This window comes from Bacteroides gallinaceum (assembly GCF_030373775.1).
Lineage (GTDB): Bacteria > Bacteroidota > Bacteroidia > Bacteroidales > Bacteroidaceae > Phocaeicola > Phocaeicola excrementipullorum.
The window spans coordinates 95,869-121,148 of the sequence record NZ_JAUDEN010000011.1 but is presented as its reverse complement, the minus strand read 5'-3'; the positions used below and the strand labels follow the sequence as shown (position 1 = coordinate 121,148).

Genomic DNA, 25,280 nt, shown 5'->3' with positions numbered 1-25,280 from the left:
CGTTGGCTAATTTTATACTATTTCTTGAATATCCCTATTTGATGGCAGCTAATGCCGCTTCATAGTCCGGCTCTTCGGTGATTTCGGGAACCAGTTGCGTGTAGACAATCTGTCCTTCCGGGCTGATTACAACAACGGCGCGGGCCAGCAGTCCGCAGAGCGGTCCGTCAGTCATCAGCACGCCGTATTTTTCTCCGAAGTCGGAAGTGTAGCGGTAATCCGACAGAGGGATTACGTTTTCGATGCCCTCGGTGGTGCAGAAGCGTCCCTGTGCAAACGGCAGGTCTTTTGAGATAGCCAGCACGACAGTGTTCGGCATTTCAGCAGCCAGCTTGTTGAATTTCCGTACAGAGGTGGCGCATACGCCGGTGTCCATGCTGGGAAAAATGTTCAGCAGCGCATACTTTCCTTTTATATCTTCCAGGGTGAAGTTTCCCAAATCTCCTTTTACCAGAGAGAACGCGGGGGCGGCAGCCCCTTTTTCTACAAATTTACCCGCCAGTGTGACAGGGTTTCCTTTAAAAGCAGTCTTCGACATAGTTTTATGTATTAGTGATAAATTGATATATACGCAAAGATAAGAAAAAAGCGCACAAGGCGAAATGTTATTTTCAGCCTGTGCGCTTTTTTTAAGTTTCCTTATTTATTCAGCTTGCTCCACGTGTCTTTCAGTGAAACGGTCCGGTTGAAAATCAGGTGTTCCGGTGTGGAATCCTTGTCTGCCGTAAAGTATCCGATCCGCTGGAACTGGAGATAGTCAAGCGGCTTGACGTCGGCCAGGTATTTTTCTACATAGCATTCGGTCAGCACTTTGAGCGATTCCGGATTGATCATCTCCTTCATCGCCTCCAGCGGGGAGCAGTTCTTTGCCTCGCGGATAGCGGCCATTTCGTCGCGCGGATTCTCCACCTTCCAGAGCCTGTCGTAGAGTCTTACTTCCGCTTTCAGGCAATGCCTGCAGCTTACCCAATGGAGCGTGCCTTTCACCTTGCGGTTTGCTTCGGGCATGCCGCTCTTGGTGTTCGGGTCATATTCTGCATAGACTTCCGTGATGTTTCCGTTCTCGTCTTTCTTGCAGCCTGTACATTTTACGATATATGCATTTTTCAGTCTTACTTCCTGACCCGGGGTCATGCGGAAATACTTTTTGGGAGCAATTTCCATGAAGTCCTCGCGTTCGATCCACAGCTCGCGCGAAAACTCGATCGTGTGCGTCGGGGAGTCCGGGTCTTCCGGATTGTTGACAGCCTCCATCGCTTCCACCTTGTCTTCCGGGTAGTTGGTCAGAACCAGCTTTACGGGATTGATGACCGCCGAAACGCGTGTGGCTCGTGCGTTCAGGTCTTCACGCACGGCGCTTTCCAGCAGCGCGAAGTCGTTCAGCGCATCGTAGGTGGTATAGCCGATCTTGTTGACGAAATTCCGGATGGATTCCGGCGAATATCCTCTCCTGCGGAATCCGCAGATGGTAGGCATACGGGGGTCGTCCCATCCGTCCACAAGTCCTTCCTTGACCAGAATAAGCAGGTTGCGCTTGCTCATCAGCGTATAGTTCAGGTTCAGCTTGTTGAACTCGTACTGGTGGGGGCGGTTGTCGTCAAGGTCTTTTCCTTCTTTCACCCAATCGACAAACAAATCGTAAAGCGGCCGGTGAACCACGAATTCCAGCGTGCAGAGCGAGTGGGTTACTCCCTCGAAATAGTCGCTTTGTCCGTGCGCAAAGTCATACATCGGATATGCCTTCCATTTGTCGCCTGTGCGGTGATGCGGAGTTTTCACCACGCGGTAGATAATCGGGTCGCGGAAGTGCATGTTCGGATTGGCCATGTCAATCTTGGCGCGCAGAACCATCTTCCCTTCTTCGATTTCTCCGCTGTTCATCTTCTGGAACAGTTCGAGGCTTTCTTCTATGGGGCGGTTGCGGTATGGGCTTTCCGTTCCCGGCTGGGTAGGAGTGCCTTTCTGTGCCGCAATTTCTTCAGAAGTCTGTTCATCGACGTAAGCTTTGCCTTCCTTTATCAGACGGATGGCAAAGTCCCACAACTGCTGGAAATAGTCGGAGGCGTAATACTCGTGCCCCCATTGGAATCCGAGCCACTGGATGTCTTCCTTGATGGCTTCCACGTATTCCATGTCTTCTTTGGTGGGGTTTGTGTCATCGAAACGCAGGTTGCATACGCCTCCGTATTTCTGCGCGATGCCGAAGTCGAGGCAGATGGCCTTGGCGTGCCCGATGTGCAGGTATCCGTTCGGTTCAGGCGGAAAACGTGTCTGCACTTTTCCTCCGTTCTTTCCTTCCTGCAAGTCTTTTTCTACAATCTGTTCGATGAAATTCAGGCTCTTTTTCTCTGAATTTTCTGTTGCGTTTATTTCTGTCATAGCTGTTGTAGGTTGTCGTTTAATCATAATACAAAGGTAATATAAAAATGTGACATATCCGGAAAATCCGGAGAGCTTTTTGATTTGCGGAGTTTATGCGGGAGCGGCGGGGCCTTGTCCGGGATGCGGGGCCTTCTGCCTGGCACGAAGCCGGCGGGCGTTATCTGAAAAAGAGAGGACTGCGGGGAGATTTCTTCCGGGCGGCTGTCGGAAAAATGGATGAATTGCGTGAAAAGCTGTATCTCCAGGCTAGAGATGCATATCTCTAGTCTGAAGATGTATATCTCCAGTTTGGAGGTGTATGTTTTCAGTCTGGAGATGAACTTTCCGGAGGCTTCGGATGGCTTTTGTGCGGAAAGAATGCTTTTTCGGAGCAGCGGAAACCGTATTTCTGTCGGCCGTCCGGGTCGGAGTTTTGTGGATTCTGGCATGGATTTTATGAAAAATGTTAAAACGTCTGTCGGCTTGCGCTGAAAGAAAGTGCGGAAGAAACTTTGGCCGCATGCCGGATATTTTGCCCAACTTTTTTCGGCACCTGCTGTCTGTTTTAATAAAAATTGATTATTTTTGCTGGACTAATCGGATGCGGTAGTTAAAAACTCCAATCAAAGAAAAACGAAAGAAAAATACAAAATGTGTTTTATGACATGTTTTTTTATTTGGTCAGGTGAAAAAAACACCGCATCTTTGTGACGTTATCCTGAAAACAATCTTTTTACCTTAAGAAAAAAAACTAATACCTATTGAAAACTTTAAAAAAAGGCTCTTTGTGAAAAGCGCCTTTTTTTTATGTCTATACGCAAACTTCCGAAACTTTCCGTATCTTTGAACATTGTTTAAATGACACTTGTTATGGCGCAACCATTAGCAGAACGAATGCGTCCGAAGACGCTGGATGATTATATAGGCCAGAAACATCTGGTAGGTGAAGGGGCGGTTTTACGGAAAATGATTGATGCCGGCCGCATTTCTTCTTTCATATTGTGGGGTCCTCCGGGGGTGGGCAAAACCACTTTGGCGCAGATCATTGCCAACAGGCTGGAAGTTCCTTTTTTCACGTTGAGCGCGGTCACTTCGGGTGTGAAGGATGTGCGGGACGTGATTGAAAAGGCACGCAACGGGCGTTTCTTTTCGCAGCAGAGCCCGATTCTGTTCATCGACGAAATCCACCGTTTCAGCAAATCGCAGCAGGATTCGCTGCTGGGAGCGGTTGAAACGGGTGTGGTGACGCTGATAGGAGCCACCACGGAAAACCCTTCTTTCGAGGTGATCCGTCCGCTGCTTTCGCGCTGCCAGCTTTATGTGCTGAAACCATTGGAGAAAGACGACCTGCTGGAACTGGTCGATCATGCGCTGAAGCGTGATGCAGTGCTCAAGGAAAAGCACGTGGAGGTGAAGGAGAGCGACGCGATGCTCCGCTATTCGGGCGGAGATGCCAGAAAGTTGCTGAACATTCTGGAGCTGGTGGTGGAAGCCGATGGAGGCGACCCGATTGTCATCACCGACGAGAAAGTGGTCAGCCGTCTGCAGCAGAACCCTTTGGCCTACGATAAGGACGGCGAAATGCATTATGACATCATCTCTGCCTTCATCAAGTCGATTCGTGGAAGTGATCCGGATGCGGCCCTTTACTGGCTGGCCCGGATGGTTGAAGGAGGCGAGGATCCGGCTTTCATTGCCCGCCGGCTGGTTATTTCCGCTTCGGAAGACATCGGTCTGGCCAATCCTAACGCCCTGCTGCTGGCCAATGCTGCTTTTGACGCCGTGATGAAGATCGGCTGGCCGGAAGGGAGGATTCCGCTGGCTGAAGCTACGGTCTACCTGGCCACGAGTCCGAAAAGCAATTCGGCCTATATGGGCATCGGCTCGGCTCTGGAACTGGTCAGGCAAACGGGCAACCTCCCGGTTCCCTTGCATCTGCGCAATGCTCCTACCAAGCTGATGAAACAGTTGGGCTATGGAAAAAGCTATAAATACGCCCACGACTATCAAGGGCATTTTGTAGAGCAGCAATTCTTGCCGGATGAAGTGAAGCAGGCCCGCCTTTGGCATGCGCAGGACAATCCGGCGGAAGCCAAGCTCAATGACCGTATGGTTGCTTTATGGGGCGAACGGTATAAGAAATGAACACTTGTTTTAATTGGAGTTTTATAAGTAGATGTTGAGAATTAGTTTATGCAAAACCTGTTTGTTCAGAAATGCAGATTAACGCGGATTTTCGCTGGTGATTGCGCTGATTGTCTGCTTTTAACCTGCGAAAATCTGTGTTTCTGACAATGTCATTCAATTTTGCACACTTACTTAAATTAGATAAAGAATTAGTTTATGAAGATTGTAGTATTGGACGGATATACTTTGAATCCGGGCGACTTGTCATGGGACGCTTTGAAAGAGCTGGGTGATGTGGCTGTTTACGACCGTACAGTTCCCGGCGAATTGATGGAACGTGCGAAAGGGGCAGAGGTGCTTCTGACGAACAAAGTGGTTTTGGATGCGGAAGCACTCCGTTCGTTGCCCGAACTGAAATACATCGGGGTCTTGGCTACCGGATACAACGTGGTGGATGTTGAGGCTGCCCGTGAAGCTGGAATTGTGGTGACCAACATTCCGGCATACAGCACCGATTCGGTTGCTCAGATGGCTTTTTCGCATATCCTTAATATCGTGCAGCGTGTGGATGTCTATGCGGATGAGGCCAGGGAAGGCAAATGGAGCAGCCGGAAAGATTTCTGTTATTGGAATGCTCCTTTGCATGAGCTGGCCGGAAAGAAAATGGGAATCATAGGCTTCGGCCATACAGGAAGTGCAACGGCGCGCATCGCTGCGGCTTTCGGCATGGATGTGCATGTATATACCCGCAAGTCTGCCATGCAGCTGCCGCACGACGTGCATAAATGTCCTTCGCTTGATGAGGTGTTCCGCAAGTGCGACATCGTAAGCCTGCATTGTCCGCTTTCGGAAAAGACAAGGGAAATGGTCAATGCCGAGCGTCTGAAAATGATGAAGCCTACGGCGATACTGATCAATACCGGCAGGGGAGGCCTGATAAACGAAAAGGATTTGGCCGAAGCGCTGGCTGGCGGAACAATTGCAGCGGCTGGCCTTGATGTGCTCGTATCGGAGCCGCCTCACGCAGACAATCCGCTTCTCCGGCTGAAGAACTGTTTTATCACTCCTCATATAGCGTGGGCCACTTATGAAGCCCGCGTGCGGCTGATGGACCTGGCGGTGAGCAATTTGAAGGCATTTATTGGAGGAAAGCCTGAAAATAATGTTGCCATATAAATAGCGGATGACGATGACAAAGGAAGAACGTATACAGAAAGCGGTCGCCTTGTTTAAGGAGGGGTATAACTGTTCTCAGTCGGTTGTGGCTGCCTATGCCGACATGTACGGCTTTACCCGTGAGCAGGCACTGCATATGGCTGCCTCTTTTGGGGGAGGCATTGGGCGCATGCGTGAAACCTGCGGGGCGGCCTGCGGCCTGTTTCTGCTGGCGGGGCTGGAGCGTTGCGCCGTTGAGGGAGCAGACAGGGCGGGCAAGGCCGCCAATTATGCGTTGGTTCAGGAACTGGCGGCGCAGTTCAAGTCCGAATGCGGCTCGATGCGTTGCGCCGATTTGCTCGGGCTCTCGAAAAAAGAGCCGGTTGTTCCGACTCCCGAAGCAAGAACTCCCGCATATTATGCTAAGCGGCCATGTCCGAAAATGATAGAAACAGCAGCCCGGATATGGGGCGATTTCCTTGAAAAGGAAGGAAAATTGTAACATAATCTGGCCAAATCGCACGTTTTTATTAAATTTTTTTTGTTTTCAGAAACAAAGACCGCTTTTTTTAGCTATTTTTGCCGGGACACAAAATAATTGTTGTAATATATAAAAGCAAAAAATTATGTTGAAAGAAAAAGCAGGTGTTATTGCCGGACAGATCTGGGAAGCACTGAATGGTACTGAAGGTAAAACTCAGAAACAGCTGAAGAAAGAAGCCAAACTGAAAGCGGACAAGGATTTGTTCCTGGGCTTGGGCTGGTTGCTGAGAGAAGACAAGATTGAAACAAGCGAAGTGGACGGTGAATTGGTTGTAAAGTTGAAATAAAGAAGCTTGCATAAAAAAGGAGGTGCGTTGGAAACGGATGACAGTCCGTTTTGCAGCGCACCTCCTTTTTGTGTCCGTCCTGTCAGTTCTCGAAGCAGCCGTTTTCTTTGTCACAGCACGGGCAGCCTTGAAACTCAAACTCAATGGTCGAATGGCTGATCCCTTTTACGGCCAGCGCGTGTTTGATCTGTTGTTTGATGTCGTTCATTTGTGACACGTCTTTGATGACGACATGCACGGTTGCCGCGTTTTCTGTTGTGCTTACAGCCCATACATGGAGGTGATGCCAGTTTTCAATCCCTGATATGCCTGTTATGGCATTTCCTATTTCGTCGAGGTTTACGGAGTCGGGCACAGCGTCAAGCGACAGATAGAGGCTTTCCTTCAGCAGTTTCCACGTTGATGCGAGGATGATGCAGGCTATGGCAAGGCTTATCAGTGTGTCGATGATGACAAATCCCGTGAGAAGAATGACAATGCCTGAAATAACCACCCCCAATGAAACCAGCGTGTCCATCGCCATGTGCAGGAAAGCGCCTTTTACATTCAGGTCGTGTCCTTGGTTCCGCATGAGGAGCAGCGTTGTGATTCCGTTGATGAGGATGCCTGCCCCTGCTGTCCATGAGATGGCGGCTCCGGACACTTGTTCGGGGTTGCGGAGCTTGTAGATGCTTTCTATCAGGATACATCCCACGGCTATGAGCAGGATGATGGCGTTGGCCAGCGAAGCGAGCACGGTGCTTTTCTTGTATCCGTAGGTGAAATGTTTGTTGCCGTGGCGTTTCGCCATCTGGATGGCAAACAGCGAAAGCAGCAGGCTGAATACGTCGCTCAGGTTGTGTCCGGCATCCGAAAGCAGTCCCAGTGAGTTGTATCCGAAACCCACTCCTGCTTCGATGAGGACGAACAGAAGATTCAGTATGATGCACAGGATGAACACTGTGCTGAGTGAGGCGGGAGCATGGTGGTGATGCTCGTGCAGATGATGGTTTTCGTGTGACATATCGACGGTTCTTTTTTTGTTTTCTGATGCAAAGGTAGGAATTTTGTCATCATCCTGTCCGCGTCGGACCGCAATAACAACCGGGTTGCATTTGTACGCTTTTAATTTCGTCGGATGGTTGCGGTTGTGCGGATTTTCCTTAATTTTGCAGCCTTGTTTTTAATTTGTCAATATGAAGAAGAAGCTTTGTCCGCAATGTAAGATCCCGTCGGTCTATGTCAAGAATGAAAAGGGTGAGCGCCGTTTGGTGTATGTAACTTCAGACGGGACGGTTGTTCCGAAAAATCCGGAAGAAACTCTTGATGGGTATGACCTTTCAGAAGTGTTCTGTCTGGGATGCTCGTGGCACGGATCGCCTTCCCGTATGGCGAGGTGGTAAGCCCTTGTTCCTGTCGGGGCTGCTCAATCTTTGTTTTTTTCTGTTTTCTGCACTCTTTACTTTTATTTTATGAAGAGAAAATACGAAAAATATTCAAAGAATAAGGAAAAATAAGATATTTTATTTAGAAATTATCCGTTACAATAAGGATAGATTTGATTATCTTTGTCTTGAAATTGTGACTAAAAATAAGATTATATGGAGAAAGTGGTTGTAAATTCGTACGAAGAGTTTGAGCAATTGCTGGGTAAACAAATCGGAATTTCTGATTGGCTGGAGATACCCCAGGAGCGTATTAATCAGTTTGCTGACGCTACACTGGATCACCAGTGGATTCATGTGGATGTGGAACGCGCGGAGAAGGAAAGCCCTTACAAGAGCACGATTGTGCACGGGTATCTGACGCTTTCACTGCTTCCTTATCTGTGGAATCAGATCATCGAGGTGAATAACCTGAAGATGATGGTTAATTATGGAATGGACAAGATGAGGTTCGGGCAGGCTGTGCTTTCCGGACAGAGTGTGCGTTTGGTAGCCGAACTGCATTCGTTGGTTAACCTGCGCGGTGTGGCAAAAGCAGAAATCAAGTTCTCTATTGAAATCAAGGATCAGAAAAAGAAGGCGCTGGAAGGAATCGCCACTTTCCTCTATTATTTCAATTGATGGATAATGATACGGAGAAAAAACTGAAAGAATGGGCGCGGCAATATCATCAGGCCGCGTTCATTGTTTCTGATCCGGTGCAGTTTCCTCACCGGTATTCGCGGAAAGAGGATATTGAAATCAGCGGATTGCTTACGGCTGTGCTGAGTTTCGGCAATCGCAGGCAGATTCTGAGGGTATCCGAGCGGCTGGACGGGATGATGGGGCATAGTCCGTTGGAATATGTGCTGTCGGGAAGGTGGAGAGATGATTTCAGGGGTTCCGATCCGCGAAGCTTTTACCGGATGATTTCTTATGCTGGATTCCGTCTTTATTTTGAGAAGCTCTATGAAGTGTATGCGTCGGGAAGGACGCTGGAGGATGCTCTGTCGGATTTCACCGGAAATCCGATGCAGAAGCTTTGTGCCTTTCTTGAAGTTTCCGACCGCAGTCCGCAGAAAAAGCTCAATATGTTTCTCCGCTGGATGATCCGGAGGAACTCGGACGTGGATTTCGGCATCTGGAAAACGCTGTCGCCTTCCGAGCTGGTCATTCCGCTTGATACGCACGTATGCCGTGTGGCTTTTCTGTTGGGGCTGACAGAAAAGCAGGTCTTTTCATTGAACAATGCGCGGAAGATAACGGAAGCCTTGTCGGAAATATTTCCCGGTGATCCGTGTTTGGGCGACTTTGCGCTTTTCGGGTATGGAGTGGACCACCCTGAGGGCTAGAACTTGAGTGAAGCGTAGATGCCGCAATGACCGTCACCTGCTACGGGGCTGATGGTAAGGTCGTGCTTCTTGGCGAAGGGGCGTGTGAATATGTAGGAACTGCCTGCGCCGATTACAGCACCGGCGGCTACATCCCACCAGTCATGTTTCTTTCCGTACACGCGGCTCCATCCCACGTAGGTTGATACGACATAGGCTGGGATTCCCCATTTCCATCCGTACCGGCGCTGGATGAACGAAGCGGCGGCGAATGATACAGACGTGTGCATGGAGGGAAATGAATGCATGTCGCTGCAGTCCGGGCGCTCTTTTTTGACGGCGTATTTCAGTGCATAAGTAACTCCTAGCGTTGTTATTCCGGCAAAGGCTCCCTGCTTCAGCCCTTCCCAGTCTTTATTGATCAGTATGGCGGTGAGGCCTGCCACCGGGAGCAGCACAGCTCCCACATCTCCCGATGTACGCACAGCCTTCCGGCTTCCGGTCACTTCAATTTTTTGTCCGAACATGAAAACTGCCATGCAAAGGGCAGCCACGAATAAAAGCAGATGTTTCATTTTCTTTAGAATAGTTTGGGGATAAAGATAATCAGTCCGATGACAGCCGAGGCGATAGCCAGAAGCAGTACTGCTCCGGCTGCCAGATCTTTTGTGCGCTTGATCGCTTCGTTATAGTCGGGCGAAACCGCATCCGCCAGTGCTTCGATTGCGGAGTTGAAAGCTTCTGCCGCCAGAACCATGCCGATAGCCATTGCGATGGCAATCCATTCGGTTGCTGACAGTTTCACGATACAGCCGGTGATGATTACACATGCTGTTATGAAGCAGTGAATCCAGGCGTTGTGCTCGCAGGTTACGAGCAGCCGGATTCCGTTGAATGCGAATCTGAAGCTTCTCAGCCGTTTGCGCAGAGTGAAACCGTTGTTCTTCATGGCTCAGATATTGACAGTCACTTCTACGGGGCAGTGGTCAGAGCCAAAGATTTCGGTATGAATCTTGGCTCCTTCCAGCTTGTCGGCCAGTCGTGCAGAAGCCAGAAAGTAGTCGATGCGCCACCCTGCATTCTTTTCGCGTGCCTTGAACCGGTACGACCACCATGAATAGATGCCGGTCTGTTCGGGATAGAAATGACGGAATGTATCAATGAATCCGGCGTCGAGCAATGTCTGGAACTTTTCGCGCTCCTGGTCTGTAAATCCGGCGTTCATACGGTTTGTTTTCGGGTTTTTCAGGTCTATTTCCTTGTGCGCCACATTCAGGTCCCCGCATACAAGCACAGGCTTCTGTTCATCAAGCCGTTTCAGATAAGCCCTGAACTCGTCTTCCCAGGTCATGCGGTAGTCCAGGCGTTTCAGTCCGTCCTGCGAGTTGGGAGTATATACGGTGACAAGGAAAAAGTCTTCCATTTCAAGTGTGATGACACGCCCTTCGCGGTCATGTTCGTCGATGCCCAGTCCATAAGTTACGCTTAACGGGCTTTTCCGGGTGAAAATTGCAGTGCCCGAATATCCCTTTTTCTCGGCATAGTTCCAGTATGAGGCATATCCTTCAAATTCCAGATCCAGTTGTCCTGCCTGCATTTTGGTTTCCTGCAGGCAGAAAAAGTCAGCGTCGAGCTGTTTGAACGCTTCACGGAATCCTTTGTCGCAGCAGGCGCGAAGTCCGTTTACATTCCAAGATATCAGTTTAATCATAATGAAAACTTGTTTTGCTGTAGAATAAATATGAATTGACAAATCCTCTCTTCTTGTGCGGGAGAGGGAAATCCGCTTGCGTTTATTTTTTCAGATCGAAAAGGTACGTAAGTCTTCCGCCGATGTAAGAATGTCCCGAACGTCCGAAATAATCTTTTTTAGAGTTGTTGTAGAAGTCGCTCAGGCCATAGTAATAGCGTGCTTCAAGGATGAAGTGCCCGATTCCCGTGCGCACTTCAAGGCCTCCGCCTCCGATAATTCCATAGTCGAACTTCCTGTCGGCCGGCTTGTCATACTGTTCGTTTGTTCCTTGCGGCCGGTTAGATGGATTCCACGAAGCGCTTTTGATTTCTTTTTCGCTGATGAGAAACCCTATCTGCGGACCCAGATTCAGGACAAAGCGCACGCCGTTTCCCTTGTCTTTTCCGAAGGCCAGATGGGCGAGCAGGGGAATCTCCACGTAGTTCATGTTGCGGTGGTAAGTATCTCCCGTTCCGTCTTCAATCACCTCCTTCCATCCTCTTTGCGAAAAGTTCACTTCGGCCTGTATGCCGCAGATCATCTTGAAGTATTTTTCAGAGATGTAGCGTGCGGTAACGCCGAATTCCGGGCCGATGAGCTTGCTCTGCTTGATGCTTGGCTGGAAACTGACCGAGCTTACGTTGACGCCTCCATTGATTCCGATAGAAAAGTTGTGTCGTTCGTCTTGCAGCTGGGCTTTCGCCGGCAGAATCCATGCACACCCTATTGCTGTGAGAAAGAGCAGGAGTATATGTCTTTTCATTGCAATCATTCAAAATCCAGTTTAATCAGTTCGAAATCTTTGGTGATGTGTACGAAAAAGACTTTCCGGTTGATGAACCCTCCCCAGTTGTTTACGCGTTCAAACTTGAACCCGGTCTGTATGGGGACAACCTTTACTTTGCTCAGGTTATTCTCCAGTCCGTCCCCTTCCTGCGCCAGTCCCTTCAGAAAGAAATAGCCGGTGTCGAATCCCAGCATTCCGAATTTTGGATAGCTGTTGGCCATGTCTTTGCTGTACCACCTGCGGTAGTTTTGGGTGAAGCGTACAGCTTCGGGGAAGAGGTTGTTGGTGTAGAAAGAAGAATAGAAGTATGTGTCCAGCTCGTAGAATGATGCCAGATGCTCCTGCGTGTATGTCTGCCATTCGGGATAGCCGAACAAGTGCATGTCAAAGCCGGGATGTTCGCGGCGGACAAGCGTAAGATGGGGAAGCAGGCGGGTGAGAGCCGAGCTGCGTCCCGACGTAGGGATAAAGATGTTTGTCCGGGTTGTGTCCATTGCCCCGATAACCTTGTCGGGATCGATTGCGCTGCCGAGCTGGATCTGCTTGAATGTCACCTGGCTGTTCCGAAGTTCGTTTTTCAGCCCGGTGATGAAGTCGGCCTTTTCCTTGTCGCCGTTTGCCGGATCAAGGAAAATCACGTTGCACCGGCTGAACTGGCGTATGAAATGTTCGTATACTTCCGAATACAGGTATGACTGGGGCGTGTTGACCTGGTATATCTGCGGTGTGCTGAACACCTGGTCTACTTTGGGCTCGAACGGGATGACCAGCCGGATGTCGTTCTTCTTTGCAAACTCGGTGGCGACAGGGATGTTTTCGGGGGCTACGGGACCGAAGATGATGTCCATTGTCTTTATCACCGGCTTGTTTAGTATGGAAGTCATCACCTGCTTGCTTCCCTGCGTGTTGTAGGTGTACAGGTCGAAAGATATTCCCTGGCGTTTCAGGCTGTCTACGGCAAGCAGCAGCCCTTCGTAATACTCGGTCATTCGGGGATTGCTTTTGTCTGTCCCGTTCTCTTTGACGGTGAACGGAAGCAGGACAGCCGCTTTAACCACATTCATCTTTTGGGCGACCGGCTGGCTTTCTCTGAAAAGTTCTTCGTTGGTGGGTTCCGGTCCCGCCGCCTGCAGGTTTCCGTTCTTAGTCTTTTCCGATTCGGGGTAGGGGATGAACAGGAATGTGCCTCGCCTCAGTTTCCCGTTTTTGAGGTCGGGATTGAGAGCGATCAGCGCGTCCTGGGTGATTCCGTATTTCTGGCAGATGCTGAAGATGGTTTCCTTGCGTTCCACCTTGTGCATCTCTTTCCATTCCTGCTCTTCCGCTTTCCGCTGAGGGGCGGTTTCCTTCGCCGTCGGGACCGATGCGCTTTCTTGTGCCGGAATGCATACAACCTGTCCTGTCCGGAAATTGCTTGCGCTCAGTCCGGGATTTGCTTCGCAGATGGCTTGCGCCGTCACGTTGTATTTTACGGTAAGCTGGTAGAGAGTTTCTCCCGACTGGATGGTATGGAATACCACTTTTCCGGCATTTGAGCCGTTTCCCGACTGCGGAATCTTCAGTGTTTCTCCTGCGCGGATTTGTTTGTCGCTCCCGGGATTCAGGCGCACGATATCGTCCACGCTGATGTGATACGTGTTGGCAATCGAGTAAAGACTTTGTCCTTTGGCCACGGTGTGCAGGAAATATCCGTTTCCGGTTTGGGCTTTTATCGTTCCGCCGATACTTCCTGCTGTGAGAGAAAGCGAAAGGCACAGTATATGTATAAACTTCATTTTCAGTTGTAATGGTTTGTCATGGGGCAAAAGTACAAAAAAGTTCTTTATCTTGACAAGAAAACCTGATATATCCGGGGAAATAGCATTAAAAAAACGATAAAATCAATCGGGGGAGATGGCAGCGGACTTGTGCCGCATACGGCCCGGTTTCTATGGTCCAGCAGGTGAACCGTACGGTTCAGCCATGTGGTCCGTATAGTCCAGCACTTGAACCGTACGGTTCACGCGCTGGACTGTAAAATATGTGCTGGCATTTGGCGGAAAATTCCGGAGAGGAGAAGAAAACGGACAAAAGCAAATGCGGAACGATAAAAAACACCGGACTTTTTGATACGGGTGCTCTGAAATATCTCTATCTTTGCACGGATATAAAAGACAGACTGAGGATATGATTGAAGGAACGGAAACGATAGACGTGCAAGGGGCACGCGTACATAATCTGAAGAACATTGATGTGGCCATACCCCGTAACAGCCTGACGGTTATTACGGGATTGAGCGGAAGCGGCAAGTCGTCGCTGGCTTTCGATACGATTTTCGCGGAAGGGCAACGGCGCTATATCGAAACGTTTTCTGCTTATGCGCGGAATTTTCTGGGAGGTATGGAACGTCCGGATGTGGACAAGATTACCGGGCTGAGTCCGGTGATTTCCATCGACCAGAAAACAACAAACAAGAACCCCCGCTCTACCGTAGGAACAACCACCGAAATCTATGACTATCTGCGTCTGTTGTTTGCCCGTGCCGGAACGGCTTATTCATACCTGTCGGGCGAAAAAATGGTGAAATATACCGAAGAGCAGATTCTTGATCTGATACACCGCGACTATAAGGGACGGAAAATCTTCATTCTGGCTCCGCTGGTCCGTACGCGCAAGGGACACTATAAGGAGCTTTTCGAGCAGGTGCGGAAGAAAGGGTATCTTTACGTGCGTGTGGACGGAGAGGTGAAAGAAATCGTTCACGGGATGAAGCTCGACCGCTACAAGAACCATGACATCGAAGTGGTGATAGACAAGATGGCGGTGAACGGACAGGATGAAACGCGCCTGAAGCAGAGCGTGGCAACTGCCATGCAGCAGGGGGACGGACTGCTGATGATTTTGGATGCGCAGACCGAAAGTGTGCGGCACTACAGCAAACGCCTGATGTGTCCGGTGACGGGGCTTTCGTATCGCGAGCCTGCTCCGCATAACTTTTCGTTCAATTCGCCTCAAGGTGCGTGCCCGCGCTGCAAGGGACTGGGCTATGTGAATCTGATTGATGTGGACAAGGTGATACCCGACCGTTCGCTTTCGGTGTACGAAGGAGCCGTCGCGCCTTTGGGAAAGTACAAGAATACGATGATTTTCTGGCAGATCGAGGCTCTGCTGGAGCGTTATGAGGCTACGCTGAAGACTCCTGTGAGCGAGTTGCCTGAGGATGTCGTCAATGAAATACTGTATGGCTGTGATGAGCGTCTGAAAATCAAAAGTTCGCTTGTCCATACCACTTCCGACTATTTTGTCCTTTACGAAGGAATCGTGAAGTATATCCAGATGATGCAGGACAAGGATGCTTCGGCTACCGCGCAGAAATGGGCCGACCAGTTTGCCAAGACGGCTGTATGTCCGGAATGCCGCGGGGCGCGTCTGAATAAGGAAGCGCTTCATTTCCGCATCCATGACAAGAATATTTATGAGCTGGCTTCGATGGATGTCAGCGACCTTTATGAATGGGTTTGCCATGTCGGAGAATTTCTCGACAACAAGCAGCGGATCATCGCTTCCGAGATTCTGAAGGAGATACGCACGCGCTTGAAATTCTTGCTTGACGTGGGGCTGGACTACCTGTCGCTCAACCGCTCTTCCGTCAGCCTTTCGGGAGGAGAGAGCCAGCGCATCCGCCTTGCCACGCAGATCGGATCGCAGCTCGTGAATGTGCTGTATATCCTCGACGAACCGAGCATCGGTCTGCACCAGCGCGACAATATCCGTCTTATCAATTCGCTGAAGGAGCTTCGCGACCTGGGAAATACGGTTATTGTCGTAGAGCATGACAAGGACATGATGCTGGCGGCCGACTATGTGGTGGACATGGGCCCGAAAGCCGGACGTCTGGGAGGTGAAGTGGTGTTTGCCGGAACGCCCCGGGAGATGCTGGAGAAGGACACGCTGACTTCGCAATACTTGAACGGGAAGATGAAGATTGAGGTTCCCGCCCAGCGGCGGAAAGGCAACGGCAAGTCCGTTTGGCTGAGAGGGGCGAAAGGCAATAACCTGAAAGGTGTGGACGTGGAGTTTCCTCTGGGAAAGCTGATTTGCGTGACCGGGGTGTCGGGAAGCGGAAAGTCTACGCTGGTCAACGATACGTTGCAGCCCATTTTGTCGCAGCATTTTTACCGCTCGTTGCAGGATCCCTTGCCGTATGATGCCGTCGAGGGGCTGGAATATGTTGACAAGGTGGTTAATGTCGACCAGTCGCCGCTGGGGCGTACCCCCCGTTCGAATCCGGCCACTTATACCGGTGTGTTTTCTGACATCCGCAACTTGTTTGTCGGTCTGCCCGAAGCTAAAATCCGCGGTTATAAGGCGGGACGCTTTTCTTTCAATGTGTCGGGAGGCCGGTGTGAGGCTTGTGGCGGAAACGGGTACAAGACGATTGAGATGAACTTTCTTCCCGACGTGTTTGTGCCTTGTGAAGTATGCCATGGCAAGCGGTATAACCGCGAAACGCTGGAAGTGCGTTACAAAGGAAAGTCAATCGCCGATGTGCTTGACATGACCATCAACCGCGCCGTTGAGTTCTTCGAAAACGTTCCTCAGATACTCAATAAGATAAAGGTGCTTCAGGAAGTCGGGCTGGGCTACATCAGGCTGGGGCAGCCTTCCACTACATTGTCGGGAGGGGAGAGCCAGCGCGTGAAACTGGCCACAGAGCTTTCAAAGCGTGATACGGGAAAAACGGTGTATATTCTTGACGAACCTACAACCGGACTGCACTTCGAGGATATCCGTGTGCTGATGAGCGTGCTTGACCGTCTGGTCGACAAGGGCAATACGGTGATTGTCATAGAGCATAACCTGGATGTCATTAAAATGGCAGACTATGTTATCGATATGGGTCCGGAAGGCGGAAAAGGCGGAGGACAGCTGCTTGTTTGCGGCACTCCGGAAGAAGTGGCCGCATCGGGGAAGGGATATACTTCCCAGTTCCTGAAGGAAGAACTCGAATGGTCAAAGAAATAAAAAAACAGAAGAACGATGTCAAAAGAAAAGATTGCAAAGACAAATGCTGCCCGGTTGCTGGACAGGGACAAAATAAAGTATGAGCTGGTGCCGTATGAAGTGGACGAAAATGATTTGAGCTGCATCCACGTGGCAGCCACGCTGGGGGAAAACATCGAACAGGTGTTCAAGACGTTGGTGCTTCATGGCGACAAGTCTGGCTATTTCGTTTGTGTAATTCCCGGAGAGCATGAAATTGATTTGAAGCTGGCGGCCAAAGTGTCCGGCAATAAGAAATGTGATCTGATTCCGGTGAAAGAGCTGCTGCCGCTTACGGGATACATTCGCGGAGGCTGTTCTCCCATCGGCATGAAGAAACATTTCCCTACTTATATTCATCATACGTGCAACGACTATCCTTATATATATGTAAGTGCAGGCATACGCGGGCTGCAGGTGAAGCTGGCTCCGGCCGATTTGGTCAAGGTGAGCCAGGCTCAGGTATGCACGCTGTTTGGAGTGGAATGAAACGGATATCTAAATAAACAGGTTATGAAATACGGAAAATGGATTGGCGGTATCATGGGATTCATGACGATGGGACCGCTTGGGGCTTTGGCCGGATTTGCCATCGGCTCCTTGTTTGACAAGGCCGGAGATGCGCAGGCTGCGCAGGACGGTTATTCACAGGATAATGTATACATGGGGCAGCGGAACAGTTTTCTGTTTTCCATGCTTGTCATGTCTTCATACATTATCCGTGCGGACGGACGCATCATGCACAGCGAAATGGAATACGTGCGCCAGTTCCTCCGCATGAATTTCGGAGAAGCTGCCGTTGACGAAGGGGAGCGCATCCTGCTGAATCTGTTCGAGCAGCGCAAGCAGATGGAGCGTACAGACCCGTTGGCTTTTAAAAATACCATCCGTGACTGTGGAGCGCAGATCGCGGCTAATCTTACTTACGAACAAAGACTGCAACTGCTTGACTTTCTGGTTAAAGTCGCTCAGGCGGACGGCAATGTATGCGTGCAGGAAGTAGATGCCCTGAAGGAAGTGGCCATGTATATGAGGCTCAATATGCAGGATGTGGACTCGATGCTCAGCCTGGGCGGAAACTCGCTTGACGAAGCCTATAAAGTGTTGGAGGTATCCCCTTCGGCAACTGACGACGAAGTGCGTTCCGCCTACCGCAAGCTGGTGCTGAAGCATCATCCGGACAAGGTGGCTGCATTGGGGGACGACATCCGTAAGGCTGCCGAAGAGAAGATGCAGGCTATCAACGAGGCAAAGGAACGTATTTTCAAGGCAAGGGGAATGAAGTAATTGTCAGATATACAAATGGAAAATAAAATTACGAAAATCAACAAAGTAGAGGTCCGCAACCTTCAGATGGACGACTATGCCCAGCTGGCCCAGTCGTTCACCCGTGTCTATGCGGACAAAGACGTGTTCTGGACACGTGAACAGATCCAGAAACTGATCGACATCTTTCCGGAAGGGCAGATTGTGACCGTTGTCGACGGTAAGATCGTTGGCTGTGCGCTGTCTATCATCGTCGACTACGACATGGTGAAAGGCGATCATACCTACGCGAAAGTGACAGGAAACGAAACCTTCAACACGCATAACCCGAAGGGGAATATCCTTTACGGCATCGAAGTGTTCATTCATCCCGAGTACCGCGGCCTGCGTCTGGCCCGCCGTATGTATGAATATCGCAAGGAGTTGTGCGAAACGCTGAATCTGAAGGCAATCATGTTCGGCGGACGTATCCCCAATTATTACAAGTATGCCGACAAGATGCGTCCGAAAGAATACATCGAGAAAGTACGCTCGCGCGAGATTTATGATCCGGTGCTGACTTTCCAGCTTTCAAACGATTTTCATGTCCGCCGGGTGATGCGCAACTATTTGCCTAATGATGAAGAGTCAAAGCATTGCGCCACGCTGCTTCAGTGGGACAACATCTATTATCAGCCTCCCACAGATTCATACGTGGACAAGAAGACGACGGTGCGTGTCGGACTGGTTCAATGGCAGATGCGTTCATACCAGACGCTTGACGATGTGTTCGAGCAGGTTGAATTCTTCATTGATGCGGTTTCGGGCTATAAGAGCGATTTCGTGCTTTTCCCCGAATATTTCAACGCTCCGCTGATGGCAAAGTTCAACAACCTGGGCGAAGCGCAGTCTATACGCGGACTGGCTCAGTACACGGAGGAAGTGCGCGACCGTTTTGTCACGCTGGCCATCAAGCACAATATCAATATCATTACCGGAAGCATGCCGTATGTGAAGGAGGATAACGGGCTTTATAATGTTGGTTTCCTTTGCCGCCGCGATGGAACATACGAGATGTACGAGAAGATTCACGTCACTCCCGACGAAGTGAAGAGCTGGGGCCTGAGCGGAGGCAAGCGTGTGCAGACTTTTGATACGGACTGCGCGAAGATTGGCGTGCTTATCTGTTATGATGTGGAGTTCCCTGAACTTTCTCGTCTGATGGCCGACCAGGGCATGCAGATTCTGTTTGTTCCTTTCCTTACCGATACACAGAACGGATATTCGCGTGTGCGTGTCTGCGCTCAGGCCCGCGCCATCGAGAACGAATGCTTTGTCGTGATTGCCGGCAGCGTGGGCAATTTGCCGCGCGTGCACAACATGGACATCCAATATGCCCAGTCGGGTGTGTTTACACCGTGTGACTTTGCTTTCCCTACCGACGGAAAGCGTGCCGAAGCGACTCCGAACACGGAAATGATTCTTGTGTCGGATGTTGACCTTGATTTGCTGAGCGAGCTGCATACCTACGGAAGCGTGCGTAATTTGCGCGACCGCCGCAGCGACCTTTATGAGCTTAAAATGAAAAAAGCGGCAACGGAGGACTGACATTGCCGGGCTGCTTCGAACGAAGATAAAAGGCGCAGAGCATAAGCGGCGTTTGATGATGCCGGAGATGCTCTGCGCCTTTGCTGTTTTATTTTACGTTTATCAGCTCGTATTTCCTGTTTCCGAGTCCGATTTTTTCTGCATGAGCCAGGCAGGTCTGGTATTCGGTGTTCGGATTGGTGTTGCAGAAATGGTCGTGCCGGTCATGGAAATGCGGAGCAGCCATTTCATCCGTGAGCTGGCTTCCGGGCAGGGGAGTCTGTTTGAGGCAGGCATCCACGCATGCCTGGTCAAGAGCCAGCGGGTCGAATGAGGCGAACATGCCTACGTCCGGTATGATAGGCGTGTCGTTTCCCGAGTGGCAGTCGCATGTCGGTGAAACATCGCATACCAGTGATATGTGGAAATTCGGCCGGCCGTCGACCACGGCTTTGGTGTATTCGGCCATCCGGCAGTTCAGTTCCTTGATGGCGGCGTTTTGCGCAAAGTCGATGGCATCGAAATTGCAGGCGCCGATGCATCGTCCGCATCCTACACAGTTCTCTGCATTCACGGACATTTTCTTTCTCTCTTCATCGAAAACAAGTCCGTTGTTCGCGCATTCGCGCATACATCTCTTGCATCCCCGGCAAAGTTCGTCGTTTATGATGGGTTTGCCGTTGCAGTGCTGGTCCTTTTTCCCGGCTCTTGATCCGCATCCCATTCCTATATTCTTTATTGCTCCGCCGAATCCGGTCATTTCGTGTCCTTTGAAGTGCGTCAGCGAAATGAAGATGTCTGCATCCATAATGGCACGGCCGATCTTGGCTTCTTTCACATATTCTCCGCCGGCTACGGGAACTGCGATGTCGTCTGTTCCTTTCAGTCCGTCGCCGATAATCACAGGGCATCCTGCAGCAAGCGGAGTGAATCCGTTCTCCCATGCGCAATACAAGTGCTCGATGGCGTTTTTCCGGCTTCCCGGATAAAGGGTGTTGCAGTCGGTGAGGAACGGTTTGCCGCCTTGTTGTTTCACCATGTCTACAACGGCGCGTGCGTAGTTGGGCCGGAGAAAGCTCAAATTGCCCAGCTCGCCGAAGTGCATCTTGATAGCAGCGAACTTTCCGTCCATGTCTATCCGGTCGAATCCTGCTGCCTTTATCAGTCTTTTCAGCTTGTCGGCCGGGCCTTCGTCCGGTTTGCAGCGGAAGCTTGTGAAAAAGACCTTCGACAAATTAGATGTGCTGTTTTCTGTCATAGTCTTCTGTGGTTTATAGTTAGTTACTGTTCGTTATTGCAAAAATACGGAAATTTATGATGTTATGGTTGCCGGTGTGTGTCTTCTTTCGCTTTTTTGTGCTATATTTGGCGGCAAAGAACAAAGTATATGGACAAGCGACATTTTTTGATAGCGGCGATGTGCCTCATGGCACTGGCAGGCTGCACGCAGAAAACCGAACTTCCTGAGAATCCGGAGGATAAGGAAGAATACCGTGATTCGCAGGGCAACAGCTGGATTTATAATGCAATGCTTATGCGCTGGGCGCTGATGCCTTCGGCGATGAACGGACTGACGAGCACACATTATTATTATCCCCAGTCCGGATCGTGGACTGATGCCAGCGGTACGAGAGTGAATCCTCCGTCGAATGTCAAGGTGGCCCCTTCGTCATCGGCCAAGTCAAAGTCGAGCGGACGTGTGTTTGGAACGAGCCGCCGTTCTTCGGGTATTCATGCATAAGGGGAGGGAGTGAATGGAACGTGTTTTTGTAGCACCCCGACCGGGATACCGGGAAAAGATCGAAGCGTTGGGCTTTGACTTTCATGGTGACTATTGGCGCGAGGAAGCCTGTTATCGCCTGTCCTCAAACGAAGTGGAGATGCTGGAAACGGCTACGGCGGAAGCCTATCGTATGTATTGCGATGCGGTGGAGTATATCTTGAACGACCAGCCTGAGTTTATGGAGCGCATCTTGCAGCTCCCGCCGGAAATCTGTGAGCGGATCCGCCGTTCGTGGGATGAAGACGAACTGAGCCTGTACGGCCGGTTTGACTTCCTTGTCGACAAGTCGGGCGTTCCCCGGATTCTTGAATTCAATGCCGACACGCCGACATCCTTGCTTGAAGCATCCGTTATCCAGTGGCAATGGAAGGAAGATTTGTTTCCTGCAAGCGATCAGTACAATGGCATACACGAGGGTCTGGTGCAGTCGTGGAAAGACATGTTTCCTGCGGGAAGCGAGATTCATTTTGCAGGCGCGCTGGATGACCATGAAGATACAGGCACGCTGCAATATCTGGCGAGCACGGCCATGGAAGCCGGATTCTCTACACGGGTGCTTGACATGAATTCGCTTGACTTGCGCGACGGGTGTTTCTATGATCCGAGCGGCGAGCGGGTGAAACGCTGCTTCAAGCTCTATCCGTGGGAGTGGATGGTTGATGAGAGTGCCGACGGCTGCCTGGCCGATGTGCAGTGGGTGGAGCCGGTCTGGAAGCTGCTGATGTCGAACAAAGCCATATTGAAGGTGCTTTTCGACCTGTTTCCGGATTCGCCTTATGTTCTCCCTTGCTATCTTTCACGCCCCGAAAGCGGTCTGTTCTGCAAGAAGCCCGTGTATTCGCGCGAAGGGCATAATGTGAGTGTGCTTGAAATCAGAAATTGGGAAGAGCGGGTGCGTCTGGCTGAAACGGAAGGCGACTACAATAAGGGAGCGTATGTTTATCAGGAGTATGTGGAGCCGACGGCTTATTCCGGCCGCTATCCGGTCATCGGATCGTGGGTTGTGGGCGGAGAACCTGCCGGAATCGGGATTCGCGAGAACCGTACGGAAATAACCGGCAATCTTTCGGAGTTTGTTCCCCATATCATCGGATAAGAACGTTTCGGGCTGCATCGCGCATCGGAAAATGCGGTATGAGAGGGCCTGTTTCCGCAAGAATGATGCTGAAAAGCGGAGAAATGAACGAAAAACTTTCATGAAGTATTGCGGAATTAAAAAATAGTTGTACCTTTGCAACGCGTTTGAGAAAAACGATATGCGAGAATATCCGGTTCCTTGGATGAGTGGCTTAGTCAGCGGTCTGCAAAACCGTGCACGGCGGTTCGAATCCGCCAGGAACCTCTCTCAAATGGCGAAGTGAAACATAGTCCGGTTCCTTGGATGAGTGGCTTAGTCAGCGGTCTGCAAAACCGTGCACGGCGGTTCGAATCCGCCAGGAACCTCTCAATGCACTCTTAGCTCAGTTGGTAGAGCAACTGACTCTTAATCAGTGGGTCCAGGGTTCGAATCCCTGAGGGTGTACATAAGAAAGGAGGCCGGTGCGCCTCCTTTTTTGTTTGTGTCCGCATTCGTTGGCGCAGGATGCCGGCGGACGTTCATCGCTTTGCCAGCCTCCTTTTTATCTCTTCTGCAACACGGTCTGCATTGTTGCAGCTCAGGAGGTATTTCTTTCCTTTTCCGGTGCGGATGAAAAAGGCCTGGGAGTAGTCGCCTACATACGATGTGTAGTAGCCGATGTCGCGGTTGTAATAGCGTCCCACATAGCCGTATATCCCGCCGATGCCGAATATGCGGATATTGCCCGTGCTGCGCGGGTCGTATCTCTGCACTTCCTCGATGTCTGCCAGCTTGATGCGCAGCTTCCCTTTTCCTCTTGCAAGTGTGAGGGCCGAGTCGTCGAGCGTGATTTCTTTCGGCGCATACAGCATGATGGAGCACAGCGACAGGAGCACGATGAGGATGACGAAGCCGCAGAGCGTCTGTGCGGTAGGATTCGTGGCGTGCATGAAATCGCGGATGGGAATCAGCAGGCCGAAAATGACGATGATCGGGATGACAATCCAGGTGATGAGTCTGACGGTCTGGCTCAGTGAAACTTTTTCTTTAATCATGGTGATGAATGGTTTTGCTTGTGAAAACTTCCGCAAGTTACTCAAAATATTCCGGCTGTGCAAGAGCAGAGAGATGTTGTGCGGCCGTTCCGTAATCGAGGTAACATCTTCTGTAATTTGTTTACATTTGAATTGGAAGAAACGTTGTAATTTTGTCACGTAGATAAAAATAGACGTATTATCTCTTTTTTTAATTATCAATAGGGAATGACTATGCAACTCATTAAAGACAAAGAATTCGGAGGCGAACGCCCGCTGTTCGCTTCGCACAATCTGCATCTGGATAATGTAACCATACTTGCCGGTGAATCGGCCATCAAGGAATGCAGCAATATCGTGGCAACCAACTGCCGTTTTGAAGGGAACTATCCGTTTTGGCATGTACGCGGATTTACTATCGACAATTGCTATTTTGCCGTAGGAGGACGTTCGGCTTTGTGGTATTCCGACCATTTGACTATGAAGGATACGGTGGTTGACGCACCCAAAATGTTTCGCGAAATGAACGACATCAACATAGAGAATGTCGTGATGAATGATGCCGACGAAGTGTTCTGGCGTTGCAGCCGTATCCGCGTGAAAAATCTGAAGCTTCATGACGGCACTTATCCGTTTATGTTCAGCAGCGACATTTATGTAGACGGCCTGGAAAGCGACAGCAAGTATGTTTTCCAGTATGTGAAGAATGTGGAAATTCATAACGCAAAGATCACCACGAAGGATGCGTTCTGGGAAGTGGAAAACGTAACCATCTATGATTCGGAACTCGACGGCGAGTACCTGGGCTGGCATTCAAGGAATCTCCGGCTGGTGAACTGCCATATCTCGGGAGAGCAGCCTTTGTGCTATGCGCACGATCTGATTCTGGAGAACTGTACCTTCGATCCTGCATGCGACCGCGCTTTCGAATATTCGACGCTGAACGCTGATATCCGCGGTGCTATTACAAACATTAAAAACCCGACTTCGGGGCGCATTGTGGCAGACTCTATCGGTTCGGTCACGCTCGACGAGAATATCAAGGCTCCGGCCAACTGCGTGATAGAAACAAGAAAGTAAGCAGGCCGGCCGGGAAAAGAGCCGGCAGAGCGGAAGCGGTACCTTCATTTCCGCCTGCCGGCTTTTCCGTCGAGCTGCCTGCGTATCCATTCCATGAGCACTTCCACTGCATACCGCTGTTCGTCGGGGGTGAGTTCCCTGCCCGCCGGAATGTGATGCCATTTGGCGAAGCAGCCTCTGCAGCAGCACCCCGTGGCGTGTTGGGCGATGAATACGGGATGCCCTCGCATCGGCGTCTGCTTTCCGTCGTTCGGTATGAAGGCCGGGGCGAGCCGTTTTCTTACAAAGTCCTCGGCATGGCGGCGGATGGTGTCCATTCCCTTTCTGCTGATGTACTCTTTGTCTGCCGACTTCAGCATGAACCTGCTTCTGAAGTCGGACTGGGACAGACGCTCGAACAGGTCTGACAGGTCGTGTCCGGTATGAAGTTCGGGCGGTGTGCCGCTTTCCGTGCCTGCGGTTTCATCGAATAATTCAGGAAAAAGGCTGTTCATGATTCTCTTTTTTATGTTGGCGGAGTCAAAGATACAAACTTCCTGGTTTTCAGGGAACAATCAGACCGTAAAAAATGACCCGTCATCTTGATCAAAAGACCGCGGTCTTTCACTTAAAATGAGCCGTTATCTTCATCAAGATAAGCCGTCATCTTTTCCGGGGGTGGAGTCTGCTGAAGGAGCGGGCCGGGGCGGGTGTGACGGCGGACGTTCTTCCGCCGTTTTTCCGTTTGCGTCCGGCGGCTTTCCTTT

The 25,280-nt window shown here is 50.5% G+C and carries 25 protein-coding genes and 3 tRNA genes; 17 read left to right on the top strand and 11 right to left on the bottom strand.

All coding sequences use genetic code 11. The features are described 5' to 3' along the window. Positions 1-34: 34 nt before the first annotated feature. Complete coding sequence (tpx, locus tag QUW60_RS07930) at positions 35-538, bottom strand: thiol peroxidase (protein ID WP_258338751.1); 504 nt, start codon at positions 536-538, stop codon at positions 35-37. Positions 539-639: 101 nt separating this feature from the next. Next, complete coding sequence (locus QUW60_RS07925) at positions 640-2,379, bottom strand: glutamine--tRNA ligase/YqeY domain fusion protein (protein WP_258338750.1); 1,740 nt, start codon at positions 2,377-2,379, stop codon at positions 640-642. A gap of 852 nt (positions 2,380-3,231) precedes the next feature. Between QUW60_RS07925 and QUW60_RS07920 the strand changes: the two genes are divergently transcribed. The 4 genes from QUW60_RS07920 (at position 3,232) to QUW60_RS07905 (ending at position 6,473) form a co-directional block, all read left to right on the top strand. Continuing rightward, entirely contained in the window at positions 3,232-4,506 is a 1,275-nt protein-coding gene (locus QUW60_RS07920) for a replication-associated recombination protein A (protein WP_258338749.1), read from the top strand. A gap of 198 nt (positions 4,507-4,704) precedes the next feature. Beyond that, positions 4,705-5,664 (top strand): D-2-hydroxyacid dehydrogenase, encoded by a 960-nt coding sequence (locus QUW60_RS07915; RefSeq protein ID WP_289559682.1) that lies wholly within the window; start codon positions 4,705-4,707, stop codon positions 5,662-5,664. Positions 5,665-5,677: 13 nt separating this feature from the next. Next, positions 5,678-6,145: a C-GCAxxG-C-C family protein gene (locus QUW60_RS07910; protein WP_289559680.1), complete on the top strand. Its 468-nt coding sequence runs from the start codon at positions 5,678-5,680 to the stop codon at positions 6,143-6,145. A gap of 124 nt (positions 6,146-6,269) precedes the next feature. Beyond that, entirely contained in the window at positions 6,270-6,473 is a 204-nt protein-coding gene (locus QUW60_RS07905) for a winged helix-turn-helix domain-containing protein (protein WP_258338746.1), read from the top strand. 82 nt (positions 6,474-6,555) lie between these two features. Here the strand turns inward: QUW60_RS07905 and QUW60_RS07900 are convergent, their stop codons facing one another. Next, the gene (locus tag QUW60_RS07900) at positions 6,556-7,476 is read right to left on the bottom strand and encodes a cation diffusion facilitator family transporter (RefSeq protein ID WP_258338745.1); all 921 of its coding nucleotides are present in this window, start codon (positions 7,474-7,476) and stop codon (positions 6,556-6,558) included. Positions 7,477-7,648: 172 nt separating this feature from the next. Between QUW60_RS07900 and QUW60_RS07895 the strand changes: the two genes are divergently transcribed. The 3 genes from QUW60_RS07895 to QUW60_RS07885 all read left to right on the top strand — a co-directional run bounded on the left by QUW60_RS07895 (position 7,649) and on the right by QUW60_RS07885 (position 9,228). Further along, positions 7,649-7,855: a hypothetical protein gene (locus QUW60_RS07895; protein WP_258338744.1), complete on the top strand. Its 207-nt coding sequence runs from the start codon at positions 7,649-7,651 to the stop codon at positions 7,853-7,855. A gap of 198 nt (positions 7,856-8,053) precedes the next feature. Further along, positions 8,054-8,518 carry a MaoC family dehydratase gene (locus QUW60_RS07890; protein WP_258338743.1) on the top strand — a complete coding sequence of 155 codons (465 nt, stop codon included), beginning with the start codon at positions 8,054-8,056 and terminating at the stop codon, positions 8,516-8,518. Beyond that, complete coding sequence (locus QUW60_RS07885) at positions 8,518-9,228, top strand: TIGR02757 family protein (protein WP_258338742.1); 711 nt, start codon at positions 8,518-8,520, stop codon at positions 9,226-9,228. The genes QUW60_RS07890 and QUW60_RS07885 overlap by 1 nt, the downstream gene beginning before the upstream one ends. Here QUW60_RS07885 and QUW60_RS07880 read toward each other — a convergent pair. The 5 genes from QUW60_RS07880 to QUW60_RS07860 form a co-directional block, all read right to left on the bottom strand. Further along, complete coding sequence (locus QUW60_RS07880; protein ID WP_434736854.1) at positions 9,225-9,746, bottom strand: phosphatase PAP2 family protein; 522 nt, start codon at positions 9,744-9,746, stop codon at positions 9,225-9,227. The two genes, QUW60_RS07885 and QUW60_RS07880, sit on opposite strands and share 4 nt — an antisense overlap. A 41-nt stretch (positions 9,747-9,787) precedes the next feature. Further along, positions 9,788-10,156, bottom strand: a complete 369-nt coding sequence (locus tag QUW60_RS07875; RefSeq protein WP_289559675.1) for a diacylglycerol kinase family protein — start codon at positions 10,154-10,156, stop codon at positions 9,788-9,790. A gap of 3 nt (positions 10,157-10,159) precedes the next feature. Continuing rightward, positions 10,160-10,918, bottom strand: a complete 759-nt coding sequence (locus tag QUW60_RS07870; protein WP_258338739.1) for an exodeoxyribonuclease III — start codon at positions 10,916-10,918, stop codon at positions 10,160-10,162. An 82-nt stretch (positions 10,919-11,000) separates the two neighbouring features. Continuing rightward, positions 11,001-11,702, bottom strand: a complete 702-nt coding sequence (locus QUW60_RS07865; protein WP_289559695.1) for a porin family protein — start codon at positions 11,700-11,702, stop codon at positions 11,001-11,003. Positions 11,703-11,707: 5 nt separating this feature from the next. Continuing rightward, a complete protein-coding gene (locus tag QUW60_RS07860; RefSeq protein ID WP_289559674.1) occupies positions 11,708-13,501 on the bottom strand; it encodes a LysM peptidoglycan-binding domain-containing protein in 1,794 nt (597 codons plus the stop codon). Between the two features lie 391 nt (positions 13,502-13,892). On the opposite strand from QUW60_RS07860, the gene uvrA reads away from it, so the two are divergent. From uvrA to QUW60_RS07840, 4 genes are read left to right on the top strand one after another with little or no spacing between them, the layout of a single operon-like run. Continuing rightward, positions 13,893-16,730, top strand: a complete 2,838-nt coding sequence (gene uvrA / locus QUW60_RS07855) for an excinuclease ABC subunit UvrA (protein WP_289559673.1) — start codon at positions 13,893-13,895, stop codon at positions 16,728-16,730. Between the two features lie 15 nt (positions 16,731-16,745). Further along, complete coding sequence (ybaK, locus tag QUW60_RS07850) at positions 16,746-17,237, top strand: Cys-tRNA(Pro) deacylase (RefSeq protein WP_289559671.1); 492 nt, start codon at positions 16,746-16,748, stop codon at positions 17,235-17,237. A gap of 24 nt (positions 17,238-17,261) precedes the next feature. Then, on the top strand, positions 17,262-18,035 hold the full coding sequence (locus tag QUW60_RS07845) for a TerB family tellurite resistance protein (RefSeq protein WP_258338734.1): 774 nt from the start codon (positions 17,262-17,264) through the stop codon (positions 18,033-18,035). A 15-nt stretch (positions 18,036-18,050) separates the two neighbouring features. Beyond that, positions 18,051-19,601, top strand: coding sequence for a carbon-nitrogen hydrolase family protein (locus QUW60_RS07840; protein ID WP_258338733.1), 1,551 nt, complete (start codon positions 18,051-18,053; stop codon positions 19,599-19,601). A gap of 88 nt (positions 19,602-19,689) precedes the next feature. Here the strand turns inward: QUW60_RS07840 and QUW60_RS07835 are convergent, their stop codons facing one another. Further along, on the bottom strand, positions 19,690-20,838 hold the full coding sequence (locus tag QUW60_RS07835; RefSeq protein ID WP_258338732.1) for a DUF362 domain-containing protein: 1,149 nt from the start codon (positions 20,836-20,838) through the stop codon (positions 19,690-19,692). A 129-nt stretch (positions 20,839-20,967) separates the two neighbouring features. Between QUW60_RS07835 and QUW60_RS07830 the strand changes: the two genes are divergently transcribed. The 5 genes from QUW60_RS07830 to QUW60_RS07810 all read left to right on the top strand — a co-directional run bounded on the left by QUW60_RS07830 (position 20,968) and on the right by QUW60_RS07810 (position 22,885). Continuing rightward, entirely contained in the window at positions 20,968-21,321 is a 354-nt protein-coding gene (locus QUW60_RS07830) for a hypothetical protein (RefSeq protein WP_258338731.1), read from the top strand. Between the two features lie 13 nt (positions 21,322-21,334). Further along, entirely contained in the window at positions 21,335-22,459 is a 1,125-nt protein-coding gene (locus QUW60_RS07825) for a glutathionylspermidine synthase family protein (protein WP_289559668.1), read from the top strand. Between the two features lie 174 nt (positions 22,460-22,633). Continuing rightward, positions 22,634-22,705 (top strand) — tRNA-Cys (locus QUW60_RS07820). Positions 22,706-22,734: 29 nt separating this feature from the next. Further along, positions 22,735-22,806: transfer RNA gene (locus QUW60_RS07815), tRNA-Cys, on the top strand. A gap of 6 nt (positions 22,807-22,812) precedes the next feature. After that, positions 22,813-22,885 (top strand) — tRNA-Lys (locus QUW60_RS07810). A 74-nt stretch (positions 22,886-22,959) separates the two neighbouring features. Here QUW60_RS07810 and QUW60_RS07805 read toward each other — a convergent pair. Continuing rightward, positions 22,960-23,475 (bottom strand): PH domain-containing protein, encoded by a 516-nt coding sequence (locus tag QUW60_RS07805; RefSeq protein ID WP_289559666.1) that lies wholly within the window; start codon positions 23,473-23,475, stop codon positions 22,960-22,962. 213 nt (positions 23,476-23,688) lie between these two features. Here QUW60_RS07805 and QUW60_RS07800 point away from each other — a divergent pair, with 213 nt between their 5' ends. Further along, a complete protein-coding gene (locus QUW60_RS07800) occupies positions 23,689-24,534 on the top strand; it encodes a DUF3737 family protein (protein ID WP_289559664.1) in 846 nt (281 codons plus the stop codon). Between the two features lie 44 nt (positions 24,535-24,578). Here the strand turns inward: QUW60_RS07800 and QUW60_RS07795 are convergent, their stop codons facing one another. Then, positions 24,579-25,028 carry a DUF4186 domain-containing protein gene (locus tag QUW60_RS07795; RefSeq protein WP_434736853.1) on the bottom strand — a complete coding sequence of 150 codons (450 nt, stop codon included), beginning with the start codon at positions 25,026-25,028 and terminating at the stop codon, positions 24,579-24,581. Positions 25,029-25,280: the final 252 nt, after the last annotated feature.